The organism is Novosphingobium sp. GW821-FHT09E05 (assembly GCF_059416165.1).
The window spans coordinates 1,822,653-1,838,175 of record NZ_JBWKOQ010000001.1 but is presented as its reverse complement, the minus strand read 5'-3'; the positions used below and the strand labels follow the sequence as shown (position 1 = coordinate 1,838,175).

Genomic DNA, 15,523 nt, shown 5'->3' with positions numbered 1-15,523 from the left:
GGGACGGCATGACCGGGCCCATCGCGCGAATCAGCAATTTCTGGAAAAAGCCGCGCGTCCGTATCGTGTTCTGGGCGGCCCTGACCGGCCTGGCCATGGGCATAAGCGGCCTGGGACTGCCGCTCGAGGACGGCATGCGCAACATGCGCTGGTGGATGCTGCTCCATCCGTCGGACAACCAGGTCGTCGTCATCGAGCAGGACGAACGCACCCTCGAAGAACTCGGGGCGATCGACGTCACGCACGCGAACGACGCCGACGTGCTGGCGAAGGTTTTCGCGGCCGGCGGCAAGGAAGTCTACTTCGCGCGCTCCTTCACCAAGCGCGGCAGCCCCGACGACGATCGCAAGTTCATCGACGTGCTCAAGGCGCACCCGGGGCGGGTGTTCCTCGGAGCCATCCACGGCGATGGAGCGGTGCAGGGCAATTTTGCCGGCGCCCTTCCGCGCAAGGAATTCCGCGACTACGCGGGCAGCGTGTCGATCCTGGTGCGGCATCGACCGCTGAACCTCAACGTCCAGCTCCCCTATTCGTCGGACAGCCCGATCGGCCGGATCCCGTCGCTCTCGGCGCGGCTGGCGGGTGTCCGGGTGCATACGGACGACCTGTTCTTCCCGGACTTCTCGCTCTCCGTCCAGACGATCCCGACGCTGAGCTACATCGACGTCATGCGCAGCAACTTCGATCCGGCCAAGGTGCGCGGCAAGGACGTGGTCATCGCGCCGGCCGCGCTCAGCCTGAACGACATGCACCGCATCCCGGGCCAGAATGTGAATGCGCCCGGCGGCTTCTTCCACGTCGTCGGCGCGGAGACGCTGAAGCGCGGCGTGCCGATGGACTATGGCTGGCTCGCACCGTTTCTGCTGGTCCTGATCCTGATCGTCTCCGGTCTGGGCCGTGGCCGCGTTCTCGACATCTATCGATTCTCGGGCCTGGTCGCGGTGCTGGGAGCCGTGCCCTTCGTGCTCGACTACTTCGGCATGCAGGTGGAGATCATTCCCGCCCTGTCGGTCGCGCTGGTGGCGGTGATCCGCATGCGCAACCTCGACCGCGTGGAAGTGGCGGGCGAGACGAATGCCGGTTCCGGCCTTCCCAGCGTCCAGGCGCTGCGCGGTTCGGGCGACCTGTCGACGCGCATCCTGGTATCGCTGAAGATCCGCAACTACGGCGCGATCATCGGCAGCTTTGCCGAACACGTCGAGGCGCAGCTGGCGAAGGAGATCGTCCGCCGCATCCGTATCAGCGACGAAAACGTCCTGATCTACCACGAAGGCGGAATGTTCGTCTGGCTGTCGTCGATCCGCAGCACCTTCGACCTCTTCGAGAATCTCGAAGGCCTGCACCGGATCGTCCAGAACGGCATCCAGGTCGGCGGCATCGACGTCGACCTGTCGTTCAACTGCGGCATCGACTCCGAGTTCGACCGGCCGCTGTCGAGCCGTGTCGCCAGTGCGATGCAGGCCGCCGAGGAAGCCGTCCGCAACGACGAACTGGTCTACCAGCACGATGCCCGCAAGCACGAGGCGCAGTGGGAGATTTCCCTGCTGACCTCGCTCGACCGCGCGATCGACAACGGCGAGGTCTGGGTCGCCTATCAGCCCAAGCTCGAACTGCGTTCCAACCGCATTTGCGGCGCGGAAGCGCTGGTGCGCTGGACCCACCCGGAGCGCGGCCCGATCAGCCCGGACAAGTTCATCCGCATCGCCGAGGAATTCCACCGCATCGAGCGCATCACGCGCTTCGTCATCAACGACGCCGTCCGCGTCGCCGTGGATCTGGAGCGGCATGGCTACGAACTGACCATGTCGGTCAATATCTCGGCGCAGCTGCTGCGCAATCCCGGATTGCCGGGCATGATCTCCGAAATCCTGGCGACGCATGGGCTTTCGCCCAACCGCCTGATCCTCGAGATCACCGAGACCGATCGCCTCGACCGCAGCTCCCGCACGTTCCAGATGCTCCAGCGTCTGGTCCAGTCGGGCCTTCGTCTGTCGATCGACGATTTCGGCACCGGCAACGCGACGATCGATTACCTCCGTTACCTGCCCGCGAGCGAAGTGAAGATCGACAAGACCTTCGTGTCCTCGATGGAGGGGCGCAAGGAAGACCTGCGGCTGGTCCAGTCGATCATCGAGATGGCGCACTCGCTCGACCGCGTGGTCGTGGCCGAAGGCGTCGAGACCGCGCAGGTGCTGGAGACGCTCACCGGCATGCAATGTGATCTCGTGCAGGGCTATTACATCAGCCGTCCTGTCCCATTCCGGGATTTCCTCGACTTCGTCTCGGGGCGGAGGGCGCGGCTGATTGGTTAAAAATTTCTTGATGACTTGTTAACCAATCGTTATCCATTTGGATGGCCGCAGCGATGCGGTCGTTCACATGGGGAATGACAAATGAACAAGGACATCTGGGGCGGTGGTTGGTGGAGCGGCGGCATCTGATTGATGCTGTTGCTTGCTGAAGCCCGCTTCTCACGAACGGGCCACTGCTAGTAAAAAACAAGCGCTTTCCAGAAGAACTCCTGTCTTTTGGAAAGCGCTTTTTCTTTGTCTGCCTTTCGCAGACTTCGTATTCAGGTGATGAATACGGAAAGTCGATGCAGCCAATGGCTCATGACCATCGACGCATTCGTTAACTTTCTTGAACTAAAGTCATGAACAGGCGGCGTCAGGCTGGTCGCGAATCGCATCCCGATTCGGGTTGCGTTAACGAACTTCAGTCTTCGCCATGTCCCAGAGCGAGATAATCGGCGCTCTGCATTTCGTTGAGACGGCTTACGGTGCGCTCGAACTCGAAGCGGCCGGTCCCGGCCTGGTACAGGTCTTCGGGCGCGGCATCCGCCGCGGCGATCAGCTTGACCTTGTTTTCGTAGAGCGCGTCGATCAGCGTCACGAAGCGCGCCGCCTCGTTGCGGCGGTCGGGGCCCATCTTCGGAATGCCGACCAGAATCACCGTGTGATAGGCGCGGGCGATCGCGAGATAGTCGGCCGCGCCGCGCGCTTCGCCGCAGAGCCGCTTGAAGCTGAACACGCCCACGCCCTTGAGGCTTTTCGGAACGTGGAGCATGCGGCCGCCGCCGACGTCGATGTCCGTCGAGGGGACGTGCTCGCTGTCCTCGGGCGGATAGTCGGTGAGGCGATAGAATGCCTCGCGCGCGGCTTCGGTGGCCGGTTCGCCCAGCGGCATGTGCCAGGTCGCCATGCCGCCGAGGCGCTGCATGCGGTAGTCGGTCGGGCCGTTGAGCGTCAGGACGTCGAGTTCCTGTTCGATCAACCCGATGAAGGGCAGGAAATGCTCGCGGTTGAGGCCGTCCTTGTAGAGCTGTGACGGGGCGCGGTTCGAGGTGGTCACCACCGTCACACCCTCGTTCACGATCAGGTACGTGAACAGCCGGCTCATGATCATGGCGTCGGCGGAGTTGTTGACCACCATCTCGTCGAAGGCGAGGCATCGCGTACCCTTCGCGATCGTCGCGGCGACGGGCGGGATCGGGTCGCCGGTTTCCTTCTTGCGTTCGTCGCGCAGCAGCGCGTGGACTTCGAGCATGAAGGCGTGGAAGTGGATGCGCTTCTTGCCGGGCATGTCGAGCGTCTGGACGAACAGGTCCATCAGCATCGACTTGCCGCGCCCGACGCCGCCCCACATGTAGACGCCGCGCGGCGGGGCCGGCTTCTTGCCGAGAAGCTTGCCGAAGAGGCCCGTGGACGACTGCGCCTTGTACAGGTCGCGCTGGAGGCGGCTCAGGCGCTCGGCGGCGGCGGCCTGCTCGGGATCGGAGCGCAGTTCGCCAGTGGCGACCAGCGCTTCGTAGCGTTCCAGCATCGCGGTCATGGCGCGACGACCACGCTCGGCTTGCGCAGGGTGCCCACGAAGCTGGCGACGAGATTGTCGCCCTGCTCGGCGGTGCCGCGCAGGAAGACGAGGCGGCGCGTTTCCTTCATCACTTCGCAGACCACGTCGAGCGGCTGCCCGATGCGGCCCGCGCCGATGAACTGGTTGTGCAGGTCGAGCGTGACCGAACCGGCCGCGTCGGCGCCGAGCACCGCGTAGATCGTGGCGAACATGGCGACGTCGATCAGGGCGAGCGTGACGCCGCCGTGGATGTTGTCGTGCATGTTGCTGTGCAGGCCGGTGGTCTCCACCAGGCGAAAGCGTGCGCCGCGCTCACCTTCGCGGCGCAGGATCATCCGGCCCAGGCCGTGCGCGTTGAAGCGCTCGCCATTGGTCGACGTCCACGTATGCCAGCCCGGAAACTCCGGGTCCGGCTCGTGGATGAACGCGCTCTTCGCCACGGGAGGGCTCGAGTCCCGCCTGCCTCAGACCTGTCGCTCGGCCTGCATCTTCTTGATTTCGGCGATGGCGCGTGCGGGCGAAAGGCCCTTGGGGCACACGTTGGCGCAGTTCATGATCGTGTGGCAGCGGTAGAGGCGGAACGGATCTTCCAGCTCGTCGAGACGCTCGCCGGTCATCTCGTCGCGGCTGTCGGCCAGCCAGCGATAGGCCTGGAGCAGGATCGCCGGGCCGAGGAACTTGTCGGAGTTCCACCAGTAGCTCGGGCACGAGGTCGAGCAGCAGGCGCACAGGATGCACTCGTAGAGGCCGTCCAGCTTCTCGCGCTGTTCGGGGCTCTGCAGGCGCTCCTTGCCCGAGGGCGTGGTCGAGACGGTCTGCAGCCAGGGGCGGATCGAGGCGTACTGCGCGTAGAAGTGCGTGAAGTCGGGCACGAGGTCCTTGATCACGTCCATGTGCGGCAGCGGCGTGATCCGGATCTCGCCCTTGAGGTCCTCGATCGCGGTGGTGCAGGCGAGGCCGTTCTTGCCGTTCATGTTCATCGCGCACGAACCGCAGATGCCTTCGCGGCACGAGCGGCGGAAGGTCAGCGAGGGATCGGCCTCGCTCTTCATCTTGATGAGCGCGTCGAGCACCATAGGGCCGCACTTCTCGAGGTCGATCTCGAAAGTGTCGTAGCGCGGGTTTTCGCCCGAATCCGGGTCGTAGCGGTAGACGGTGAACTTCTTCACCTTGGTGGCGCCCTCGGCCTTGTGGACTTTGCCCTGCTTCTTGATCTTGCTGTTGGCCGGGAGGGTGAAGGTCGCCATGAAGAATCCCCGTGATCTTGCACTGCGGCATGAACCGCGACTGATGCACCCCCTCTAGCGATTCGTCGGCACAGGGCAAGGGGTGAGAATGGCGAGGTTTTGCCTCAAGGTACGATACCCGCCGCCAGTTGCGATGCGTTCGCAGCAATCGGGCCGATGGGGTGGGTCCGAAGGCGATCGCGAACGGCAGCGGGAAGGAATCGGCGAGGGACGTCCGGGGCAATCACGCCGCGCCGCCGCCGCCGCCGCCGGAACCGCAGGAGCGATGCAGATTGGCCGCAATCCGCTTGTCTGGTGCCCGGCCGGCTGCTTGTCCTGAAGGTCAAATCGGATGAGCGGAGAGCATGGACATGGGTGAATGGCAGGGACGCACGGCGGTGATCACCGGCGGGGGCCGGGGCTTCGGCAAGGCGTTCGGCGTGGCGCTAGCCGCCGAGGGCGCGCATGTCGTGCTGGTCGACATCGACGGCGCGGTGGCCGAGGCGGCGGCGGCGGAAATCCTGGCGAGCGGCGGTTCGGCGGAGGGCGTGGGCGGCGACGTCACCGACGAGGCGCGGATGGCCGCGATCACCGCGCAGGCAGCCGGCGTGAACGGCGGCATCGACCTGCTGGTCAACAACGCCGGGCTCCATTCGGACGAGTACGGCCAGCCGATCCTCAGGATGGGCCTCGCCAAAGTGCGGCGCCTGTTCGAGGTCAACGTGCTGGGCGTGGTGTGCTGCACGCTTGCCGCGCATCCGCACATGAAGGGCAGGGCGGGCGCCTGCGTCGTCAACATCTCGTCGAGCGCGGCGCATATGGGCGGCTCGGCTTATGGCGACAGCAAGCTGGCGGTCGCGGGCCTGACGATCACCTTCGCGCGCGAACTGGGCGCCGACGGCATTCGCGTGAACGCGATCTCGCCGGGGCTCATCCTCACCGAGACGATCCGCAACGAATTGCCCGAAGCCACAAAGCAGCGCGTCCAGGCCATGCAGTTGATCCCCGGCGACGGCATCGAGAAGGACATCGTCGATGCCTTGCTCTACCTCGCCTCGACCAGGGCGCGGTTCGTGACGGGCGAGACGCTGCGGGTGACGGGAGGCATGGCGGCCGGGGTTTGAACGGGGCGACGCTCGTGCTTGCCGCCGGGGACAAGGCACGGGCGTCGAACCGGGGGTGAGCGGCTGCTAGGCTCTCTGCCGGGAGAGCACCGGCATGATCGAGCGCGTGAAGACCTTCTGCCGCAACTGCAGCGCGCTCTGCGCGATGGAGATCGAGGTGGAGGACGGACGCATGCTGCGCGCCCGGCCGGACGGCAGCGCCTCGCCTTATGGCGCATACCTGTGTCCCAAAGGCCAGTCGGCGGTCGATTTCCACAACGGTGCGGAAGGGCGCCTGTTCGAAAGCCTGGCGCGGGGCGCGGAGGGCGTGCTCGCGCCGATCGAGGCGGAAGCGGCGCTCGATGCGATCGGCGCGAAACTGAAAGCGCTCGTCGCCGCGCACGGGCCGCGCTGCGTGGCGGTCTACCACGGCACGGGGGCCTACCGCTCGGTGCTTGGCGGGCTGATGGAGCGGGCCTTTGTCGGCGCGCTGGGAACGCCGAACTTCTTCTCGACCATGACCATCGACCAATCGGCCAAGTGGGTGACGATGGCGCGCATGGGGGTGATGGCGAGCGGCAGGAACGCCCTGCGCGACTGCGACGTGGCATTGCTCGCGGGCGGAAATCCTCTCGTCACGCACCAGGGCGCGCCCTTCGCGCTGGCCGAGAGCGGGGCGCCTGCCCGCGGGTTCGAGGCGGCGCGGGCGAATGGCTGCAGGGTGATCCTCGTCGATCCCCGGCGCACCGAGACTGCCCGCCATGCCGACCTGCTGATCCAGCCACTGCCGGGTCACGACGCCGCGATCTTCGGGGCGATCGCGCATATCCTGCTGCGCGACGGGACGTTCGACCACGCCTTCGTCGACAGGTGGTGCAACGGCCTCGATGCGGTGCGCGCGGCGGTGGCTCCGTTCACGCCGGAGTTGGCCGCGGCGCGGGCGGACGTTCCCGCCGCGCAGATCGAACTGGCGGCGCGGTGGTTGGGCGAGGGGCGGCGGGTCTACGCGGGGAGCGGCACCGGGCCTTCGTTCTCGGCCCATTCGAACACCAACGACCACATGATCGAACTCGTCAACGCGCTGTGCGGAGGCTACCGCCGCGCGGGCGACCGCATGCGCAACCCCGGAACCCTGCGCACCAAACCCGCCTACGAAATGGCGGTCGCGCCGACCCGCAGCTTCGAGTGCGAACCCCGGTGCCTCAGTGCCGACACCGGCCAGCTTCTCGGCGAAATGCCCAGTGCCCTGCTGCCCGGCGAGATCATGGCCGACCATCCCGACCGTATCCGCGCGCTGATCGTGCTGGGCGGCGATCCGCTCATGGCGCTGGGCGACCCGGCGGCCGCGCGGCCTGCGTTCGAACGTCTCGACCTGCTGGTGTGCCTCGACGCGCGGCTGAACGCGACGGGGCGCATCGCCGACTACGTCATTGCCACCAGCCAGCCGTTCGAGCGGCATGAGATCTCGATCCCCGGCGATGCGCTCTATCCCGCGCCTTTCGCGCAGTACACGCGGCCGGTGGTGGAGAAGCCCGGCGGCGTGCTCCACGACTGGGAGGTGTACTGGGCGCTCGCCGCGCGCATGGGACTGCCCCTGACGTTCAAGTTCTGGAACTACGGCCTGCGGTTCGAGGACATCGCCGAGGGGCTGCCGCTCGCCGCCGGGGAACGGCCCGACCCCGAGGATCTGTGCCGTTTCCTCGCTGCCGGCAGCGCGGTGTCGTTCGACGAGCTGCTGGCCCATCCGCAAGGCGTGCGGCCGGATATGCCGGACCACTTCGTGCAGGCCGCGCCGGCCGCGACCGGGCGACTGGAGCTGATGCCGCCGGACGTCGCCGCCGAACTCGCGGCCATCGCTGCGGAGGAGGAGGACGGGCGCTTCGCCTATCGCCTGACCAGCCGCAGGATACTCCACGCCCTGAACGGCGCGTTCCGCGATTCCGGCCAGACGCGGCGGCGGCTGAAGCTCAACTACGCCTACATGAACCCCGACGACATGGCGCGCGAGGGCGTGGCGGACGACGACCTGGTGGAGATCGCCTCCCAGCACGGCATCATAGCGACGCGGGCGAGGGCCGAGGACCGGCTGCGTCCCGGCGTGATCTCGATGACGCACATGTTCGGCCCGCTGGTGTCCACCGGCGATCCCGATGCCGATGGCGGGGCGAACGTGGGCCAGCTGACGTCGCTGAGGGATGGACTGGAGCCGATCAACTTCATGCCACGCTTCTCGGGCATTCCGGTCAATGTGGTGAAACGGGCGGGCTGAGCCTGAAACGACAAACGCCGCGCGTGATCCGAAGATCGCGCGCGGCGTTTGCCTTGTTGTCAGGTCGGATCAGGCGCCGAACGTGCGCTGCCACCAGCCGCGGCGCGGCGAACCATCGGCTTCCGACTGCGCGTCGGCGGTAGCGGCATCGTCGCCCGGCGCTTCGGCGGAGGTCGCCTCGGGCTCGGCGGCGGCCACGGTCGCTTCACCCGGAGCCGCGGAGGCCTCGGCCTTCTTGCGGCGCGGCGCGCGCTTGGGCTTGGCCGGTGCTTCCTCGGCGACGACCTCGACGACCGCTTCCGCTTCGTCGGCCTTCTTGCGACGCGGGGCGCGCTTGGGCTTGGCAGGCGCTTCCTCGGCGACCGGCTCGGCCACGACCTCGACGGGCGCTTCGACTGCAACCTCGGCAGCTTCCACCGCTTCGGCCTTCTTGCGGCGCGGGGCGCGCTTGGGCTTGGCGGGAGCTTCCTCGGCGGCCGGCTCGGCGGCAACCTCGACGGGTGCCTCGACCACGGCTTCTGGCGCGTCGGCCTTCTTGCGGCGGCTGCGCTTGGGCTTGGCCGGAGCGTCCTCGGCGGCAGGCGCCTCGGGCTCGGCTTCGCTTACCGCTGCGGCGACCGGAGCAGGCTCGGCGGCTTCGGCAACGTCGTCACCGTAAGCTTCGCCGTTCTCGCCTTCGGCACCGGTCTCACCCTCGCTGCGACGACCGCGACGACGGCGACCACCACGGCGGCGGCGCTTCTTGGGCGCTTCGCCCTCTTCGCCTTCCGCGTAAGTGGTCTCGCCTTCGGCTTCGTCCTCGGCCTGATCGACCTCGGAGCCGGCCTCGCTGTCCTCGCCCTCGGCAGCTTCTGCCTCGGTCTCGGTCGACTCGCTGCCGTCCTCGTTCTGGCGATCGCGGTTGCGGCCACGACGGCGCTTGCGGCGCTTGCGACCACGGCCTTCGCCGTCCTCGCTCTCGGCGCGTTCGGTACGCTCGCCGCGCTCACGCGGAGCAGCAGCTTCCTCGCGCTCGACTTCTTCCTCTTCTTCTTCCTCTTCGATGATGAAGTCGTCTTCGACGATTTCGGCGATCGGGTCGAAGCGGGGGACGAACTCGTTGCGCGGGCCGGTGGAGACGACGCGCATCTTCGCGCCTTCGTTCTCGCCTTCGGGGATCACTTCGACGGTGACGCCGTAGCGGTCCTCGATGTCGGCCAGGTCAGCGCGCTTGGCGTTGAGCATGTAGATCGCCGCTTCGGTGGAGGCGAACAGCGAGACCACCACGCCCTTGCCCTTGGCCGCTTCGTCCTCGATGAGGCGCAGCGCCGAGAGGCCGGCGGAGCTGGCGGTGCGGACCAGGCCGGTGCCGTCGCAGTGCGGGCACGAGCGCGTGGTCGCTTCCAGCACGCCGGTGCGCAGGCGCTGGCGGCTCATTTCCATGAGGCCGAAGCTCGAGATGCGGCCGACCTGGATGCGGGCGCGGTCGTTCTTGAGCGCGTCCTTGACGGCCTTCTCGACCTTGCGGACGTTCGAGCCGTATTCCATGTCGATGAAGTCGATCACGACCAGGCCCGCCATGTCGCGCAGGCGCAGCTGGCGCGCGATTTCCTGCGCGGCTTCGAGGTTGGTGGCGACCGCCGTCTGCTCGATCCCGTGCTCCTTGGTGGCGCGGCCCGAGTTGATGTCGATCGAGACGAGCGCCTCGGTCGGGTTGATGACGATGTAGCCGCCCGAACGCAGCTGCACGACGGGGTCGTACATCGCGGTCAGCTGGTCTTCCGCGCCGAAGCGCTGGAACAGCGGAACCGGGTCGGAATAGGGCTTAACCTTGGGCGCGTGGCTCGGCATCAGGAGCTTCATGAAGTCCTTGGCCGCGCGGTAGCCTTCCTCGCCCTCGACGACCACTTCCTCGATCTCGCGGTTGTAGATGTCGCGGATGGCGCGCTTGATGAGGTCGCTGTCCGAGTGGATCAGCGTCGGCGCATCGGAGCGCAGCGTCACTTCGCGCAGGTCGTCCCACAGGCGGGCGAGATAGTCGAAGTCGCGCTTGATCTCGGTCTTGGTGCGCTGGAGGCCGGCGGTGCGCACGATGCAGCCCATCGAGCGGGGCAGCTGCAGCTCCGAGATGATCGACTTCAGGCGCTTGCGGTCAGAAGCCGAGCTGATCTTGCGGCTGATGCCTCCGCCATGGCTCGAATTCGGCATGAGCACGCAGTAGCGGCCCGCGAGGCTGAGGTAGGTGGTGAGGGCAGCGCCCTTGTTGCCGCGCTCTTCCTTGACGACCTGCACCAGCAGCACCTGGCGGCGATGGATGACGTCCTGGATCTTGTAGCGGCGGCGCAGCGCCATGCGGCGCGCACGCAGGTCGTCGGCTTCCTTCGAGCGGCCCGAGGGGCGGCCCTGGCGGCGACGGCCGCGGCCACGGCGCCCGGACGAATCCGAGCCGTTCTCGCCTTCGTCTTCCGAGTGTTCGCCGTCCTCGTCGGCCGGGAACGTGCCTTCGACCGCGCCGTCCTCGATGGTGGCGACATGGTCCTTGTCGGAGGTGTCGACCTCGGTCAGGCCGCCGTCGTCGTCGCCGTAGTCGCCGTCTTCGTCCTCGTCGTCACCCTCGGTGGCGCGCAGAGCAGCTTCTTCCTCGGCGTGGGCGGCTTCTTCCGCCAGCAGGGCCTCGCGGTCCTCCTTGGGGATCTGGTAGTAGTCGGGGTGGATTTCGCTGAAGGCCAGGAAGCCATGGCGGTTACCGCCGAAATCGACGAAGGCCGCCTGGAGCGAAGGCTCCACGCGGGTGACCTTCGCCAGGTAGATGTTACCCTTTATCTGCTTGCGTTCGCTCGATTCGAAATCGAATTCTTCAATCCGATTGCCCTTGAGTACCGCCACCCGCGTTTCTTCCGGGTGGCGCGCATCGATAAGCATGCGCGTTGCCATTTGATAGTCTCCGTGCGCGCCCGCGCCCGGCCGGATCAGCCAGGGGGACGCGATTGTGTTCGATTGTGTCGGATATGCCCTTGTGCGTGGCGATGGCCCGGCCGTCTGCGGCGGGGCCTTTCGTTGCGCGGGCGTGTTCGTGCGTGTGCATCTGCCGCTTCAGGAGCGGCTCAGAGCCGAGGCAATCCAGCGCCTCATGCGCGGCGAATATATGATCTGCCAGAAAGGCAGCGTGCCTGAAGGAAGCCGTTGTCATGGCGAGCGGAAGATCGCGCGGCTCTGGGGCACGCACGGAAAATTGCGACCACACCGCCATCGCCCGTTCGGGCGTCGGCTGGCGGGGCGGCAATTGGCTTCTCATGGCTCGCTTCAACCTGTGAGGTCTTTCCGGAAAGGATTTCCCGGCTCCCTGGACCGGAGTCGTGCTCCGCCGGTCCTGTCCGGCATCATATGGTGATGGTGTTCCGGAATGCGAGGACCGAACGCGTCGCGGCTCCGGTGCGGATGGACTAGCATTCATGACGGATGACGGCAAGTTCCTTGGCTTGCCCGGTTTTATGTTGGCACGACGGGCGCCTCGGCCCGAGAAATCCGTGGGAAGGCCGCCCGCGGCGGATTGCCGCCGCGCCGATGTGGACCTAGTCAATCCGGCCATGTCGCGCATGCTGCAGTTGATCCTGGTCCTGTCCACGCCGCTGGCGCTGCTGGCCGCCGTGCTCGTGATCAATGGAACGTTTCCGACCCGCGCGGGCGCCTACGACTACGTGGTGCGCTTCGACCTGCCGAGCGCGGGCGCGCCGGTGGGCCTGCCGCGCGTCGACGGGCCGCCCGATGCGAGCCGGCCGCTGGTGGTGATCGATCCGGGCCACGGCGGCTTCGATCCCGGCGCCGGGCAGGACGCGCTGAAGGAGAAGACGGTGGCGCTGCAGGTCGCGCTGGCCCTGCGCGCCCGGCTGCTGGAGAGCGGCGGCCTGCGCGTGGCGCTGACCCGCGATACCGACCGTTTCATCGCGCTCGCCGACCGCCCCGACATCGCCCGCCGCCTCAACGCGGACCTGTTCGTATCCATCCATGCCGACAGCGCGCCCAACGATTCGGCGCGCGGCGCCAGCGTCTACGTGCTGTCCGAAAGCGGATCGAGCGAGGCGGCGTCCCGCTTCGCCGCGCGCGAGAACGGGGCCGACCGCGTCAACGGCGTCGCGCTTTCGAAGACCAGCGCGGCCGTCGGCGCGATCCTGCTCGACCTCTCGCAGCGCGGCGCGCAGTCGGGTTCGACGCAGGCGGCGGGGCTGCTGCTGCGCGAGCTTGCGGACCGCGGCATGGGCCTCCACCGCGAGCGTCCCGAAACCGCCGCGCTGGCCGTGCTGAAAGCGCCCGACATCCCCTCGATCCTGTTCGAGACCGGCTACATCAACAATCCCGGCGACGCGAAAGTGCTCGGCTCCCGGCAGGGGCAGCAGGCCCTGGCTGAGGCAGGCGCCAAGGCCATCCGGGCCTATTTCGCTAGGAGGATCGGTGCCTGATTACGCGCCCGATCGTTCGGCTCGGCTCAAGGTATCTGGCCTTGCGCGAAATCGCCGTGCTAGAGGACCGGCGCAATGACCGACGCGAATGATCCCGGCGAACAGCCGCCCGAAGACGCGACCTTCCGCATCCGCCGCGAGGCTTCCGGCGGGATTTCCGCCGTAAGGCGCTCGATCGGCAGGGCCTGGCGCGAACGCAAGTGGCTCCGCCGCTTCGGCTATCTGTGCGTGGCCGGGCTGATCGGGCTCGTCGGTTTCTGGGTCGTGCTGGCGCGCGACATGCCCGATGCCAACCGGCTGCTCGAATACCAGCCGCCGCTGCCGACCATGGTGCGGGGCATGGACGGCGAGATCGTCTATTCCTACGCCCGCGAACGGCGCGTGCAGCTGCGCTTCGTCGATTTCCCCCGGCCGCTGATCAACGCCTTCCTCTCGGCCGAGGACAAGACCTTCTGGAGCCACGGCGGCGTCGATTTCGGCGGTCTCGCGGGCGCCGTGGTCGACTATGCCTCGAAGTACGGCACCGGCGTGCGCGCCAAGGGCGGCTCGACGATCACGCAGCAGGTCGCCAAGAACATCCTCATCGGCGACGAGTATTCGGTCACCCGCAAGCTCAAGGAAATGCTCCTCGCGCGCCGCATCGAAGGCGTGCTGAGCAAGCAGCAGATCCTCGAACTCTACCTCAACGAGATCCCCCTCGGACGCCGCTCGTTCGGCGTCCAGGCGGCCTCGCGCGCCTACTTCGACAAGGACGTCGAGGACCTGACGCTCAGCCAGGCCGCGTTCCTCGCGATCCTGCCGCGCGCGCCCGAGGTCTACGGGCGCAAGAAGAACGAGGACCGCGCGATCGAGCGCCGCAACTGGGTGCTCGACCAGATGGTCCGCAACGGCTGGGTCACCGCCGAGGCGGCGGCCGCCGCCAAGGCCGAGCCGCTCGGCCTCGTGACCCAGCGCGGCAATGCCTATGCCGCCTCTAACGGCTATTTCGTCGAGGAAGTGCGCCGCCGCCTGATCGACAAATACGGCGAGAAGGCCGAGGACGGCCCGAACAGCGTCTACGCCGGCGGCCTGTGGGTGCGCACCTCGCTCGATCCCGAGATGCAGGTGGCTGTGCGCGACGCGCTGCGCGCCGGACTGCTGCGCTATCATGGCAACCGGGGCTGGGTCGGGCCGATCGCGCATCTGAACGACCTGGAAAACTGGCAGTCGCAGCTGGTCGTGGCCAACAAGACGGTCGACTACAAGGACTGGCGCGTCGGCGTCATCCTCGACACGCCGGGGACGGCCGGGGGCACGGGCCGCATCGGTTTCTCCGACGGCAACATCGCCACGCTGACGGGTATTTCCGAGCGCGCGAAGGCGGGTGACCTCGTCACCGCCGCGCCGGTCACCGCCGGAACCTGGGCGCTGCGCGCGGTGCCCGAAGTCTCGGGCGGCATGGTCATCGAGCAGCCCGCGACGGGGCGCGTCGTCGCCATGCAGGGCGGCTTCGACGCCGGCCTCGATTCCTTCAACCGAGCCGTTCAGGCCGAGCGCCAGCCGGGCTCGACGATCAAGCCCTTCGTCTATGCCACCGCGCTCCAGAACGGTATGACGCCGGCGACGCAGGTGCTCGACGGCACGTTCTGCGTGTTCCAGGGCGCGAACCTGGGCAACAAGTGCTTCCGCAACTTCGGCGGCGGCGGCGGGGGCAGCCACACGCTGCGCTGGGGCCTCGAGCAGTCGCGCAACCTGATGACCGTGCGCATCGCCAACGACGTCGGCATGAAGCGCGTAACCCGCACGTTCCACAATATGGGCATCGGCGACTACCAGAACTATCTCTCGTTCGCGCTGGGCGCGGGCGAGACGACCGTGGCGCGCATGATCAACGCCTATGCCGCGCTCGCCAACAACGGCGTGCAGTTCTCGGGCTCGGTCATCGACTATGTCCAGGATCGCAACGGGAAGGTCATCTGGCGTGCCGACCGCAGCCGCTGCGACACCTGCAACATGCCCCAGTGGGACGGCAAGCCGATGCCGCGCGTGCTCCGCAAGGGCAAGCAGGTGATCGACGCAGCGACCGCCTACCAGACCGTCCACATGCTCGAGGGCGTCGTCACGCGCGGCACCGCCGAGCGCCTGCGCGACCTCAAGCTGCCGCTGTTTGCCAAGACCGGCACCACCAGCGGCCCGAACGACGTGTGGTTCATGGGCGGCAACCAGGACTATGTCGGCGGCGTCTATGTCGGCTACGATTCGCCGCGTTCGCTGGGCGGCTATGCCCAGGGCGGCCGCATCGCCGCGCCGATATTCAAGGAGGTGCTGGAGGCCACGCTGCCGCGCTGGAGCCACCAGCCGCTGGTCGCTCCGGCCGGCATCCGCATGGTCCGCATCGACCGCGTGACCGGCAAGCGCGTCATGGGCGTCGAGCCCGGCGACGAGCCGAAAGCCGCGGTAATCTGGGAAGCGTTCAAGCCCGACACCGAACCGCGCCAGTACACCGCGGAGGACGAATTCACCCGCCGCCGCGACGCGCTGGTCTCGCAGATCCGGGGCGCCCGCGACGCGCGGGAAGCCTCCGCCGCGGCCAACCACGCCGATGCCGGGAACTTTGCGGAAGAGCAGGGCGGCGTATACTGATCCCCGGAAGGCCGA

At 67.4% G+C, this 15,523-nt stretch carries 9 protein-coding genes; 5 read left to right on the top strand and 4 right to left on the bottom strand.

From position 1 onward, the window contains the following. The first annotated feature begins 8 nt into the window (after positions 1 to 8). On the top strand, positions 9 to 2,312 hold the full coding sequence (locus tag AC07M9_RS08625) for an EAL domain-containing protein (RefSeq protein WP_494882989.1): 2,304 nt from the start codon (positions 9 to 11) through the stop codon (positions 2,310 to 2,312). A 403-nt stretch (positions 2,313 to 2,715) separates the two neighbouring features. Here the strand turns inward: AC07M9_RS08625 and zapE are convergent, their stop codons facing one another. The 3 genes from zapE to AC07M9_RS08610 are packed head-to-tail and all read right to left on the bottom strand — an operon-like array spanning position 2,716 to position 5,099. Further along, positions 2,716 to 3,831 carry a cell division protein ZapE gene (zapE, locus tag AC07M9_RS08620; RefSeq protein WP_494882988.1) on the bottom strand — a complete coding sequence of 372 codons (1,116 nt, stop codon included), beginning with the start codon at positions 3,829 to 3,831 and terminating at the stop codon, positions 2,716 to 2,718. Next, positions 3,828 to 4,292, bottom strand: coding sequence for a PaaI family thioesterase (locus AC07M9_RS08615; protein ID WP_494882987.1), 465 nt, complete (start codon positions 4,290 to 4,292; stop codon positions 3,828 to 3,830). The genes zapE and AC07M9_RS08615 overlap by 4 nt, the downstream gene beginning before the upstream one ends. A gap of 24 nt (positions 4,293 to 4,316) precedes the next feature. Then, positions 4,317 to 5,099: a succinate dehydrogenase iron-sulfur subunit gene (locus AC07M9_RS08610; protein WP_007677256.1), complete on the bottom strand. Its 783-nt coding sequence runs from the start codon at positions 5,097 to 5,099 to the stop codon at positions 4,317 to 4,319. A gap of 344 nt (positions 5,100 to 5,443) precedes the next feature. Between AC07M9_RS08610 and AC07M9_RS08605 the strand changes: the two genes are divergently transcribed. Both AC07M9_RS08605 and AC07M9_RS08600 read left to right on the top strand, forming a co-directional pair. Further along, entirely contained in the window at positions 5,444 to 6,202 is a 759-nt protein-coding gene (locus tag AC07M9_RS08605) for an SDR family NAD(P)-dependent oxidoreductase (protein ID WP_494882985.1), read from the top strand. Positions 6,203 to 6,296: 94 nt separating this feature from the next. Then, positions 6,297 to 8,450 (top strand): molybdopterin-containing oxidoreductase family protein, encoded by a 2,154-nt coding sequence (locus AC07M9_RS08600; protein ID WP_494882984.1) that lies wholly within the window; start codon positions 6,297 to 6,299, stop codon positions 8,448 to 8,450. A gap of 69 nt (positions 8,451 to 8,519) precedes the next feature. On the opposite strand, the gene AC07M9_RS08595 is transcribed toward AC07M9_RS08600, so the two are convergent. Beyond that, positions 8,520 to 11,363 (bottom strand): Rne/Rng family ribonuclease, encoded by a 2,844-nt coding sequence (locus AC07M9_RS08595; RefSeq protein ID WP_494882982.1) that lies wholly within the window; start codon positions 11,361 to 11,363, stop codon positions 8,520 to 8,522. Between the two features lie 653 nt (positions 11,364 to 12,016). Here AC07M9_RS08595 and AC07M9_RS08590 point away from each other — a divergent pair. Further along, positions 12,017 to 12,886 carry an N-acetylmuramoyl-L-alanine amidase family protein gene (locus AC07M9_RS08590; RefSeq protein WP_494882981.1) on the top strand — a complete coding sequence of 290 codons (870 nt, stop codon included), beginning with the start codon at positions 12,017 to 12,019 and terminating at the stop codon, positions 12,884 to 12,886. Positions 12,887 to 12,961: 75 nt separating this feature from the next. Further along, positions 12,962 to 15,508: a penicillin-binding protein 1A gene (locus tag AC07M9_RS08585; RefSeq protein WP_494882980.1), complete on the top strand. Its 2,547-nt coding sequence runs from the start codon at positions 12,962 to 12,964 to the stop codon at positions 15,506 to 15,508. The last annotated feature ends 15 nt before the right edge of the window (positions 15,509 to 15,523 follow it).

Bases quoted from the DNA above. Each gene is read 5' to 3' on its own strand.
- AC07M9_RS08625 (WP_494882989.1), top strand. From the start codon at position 9: ATGACCGGGCCCATCGCGCGAATCAGCAATTTCTGGAAAAAGCCGCGC.
- zapE (WP_494882988.1), bottom strand. From the start codon at position 3,831: ATGACCGCGATGCTGGAACGCTACGAAGCGCTGGTCGCCACTGGCGAA.
- AC07M9_RS08610 (WP_007677256.1), bottom strand. From the start codon at position 5,099: ATGGCGACCTTCACCCTCCCGGCCAACAGCAAGATCAAGAAGCAGGGC.
- AC07M9_RS08605 (WP_494882985.1), top strand. From the start codon at position 5,444: ATGGACATGGGTGAATGGCAGGGACGCACGGCGGTGATCACCGGCGGG.
- AC07M9_RS08600 (WP_494882984.1), top strand. From the start codon at position 6,297: ATGATCGAGCGCGTGAAGACCTTCTGCCGCAACTGCAGCGCGCTCTGC.
- AC07M9_RS08595 (WP_494882982.1), bottom strand. From the start codon at position 11,363: ATGGCAACGCGCATGCTTATCGATGCGCGCCACCCGGAAGAAACGCGG.
- AC07M9_RS08590 (WP_494882981.1), top strand. From the start codon at position 12,017: ATGTCGCGCATGCTGCAGTTGATCCTGGTCCTGTCCACGCCGCTGGCG.
- AC07M9_RS08585 (WP_494882980.1), top strand. From the start codon at position 12,962: ATGACCGACGCGAATGATCCCGGCGAACAGCCGCCCGAAGACGCGACC.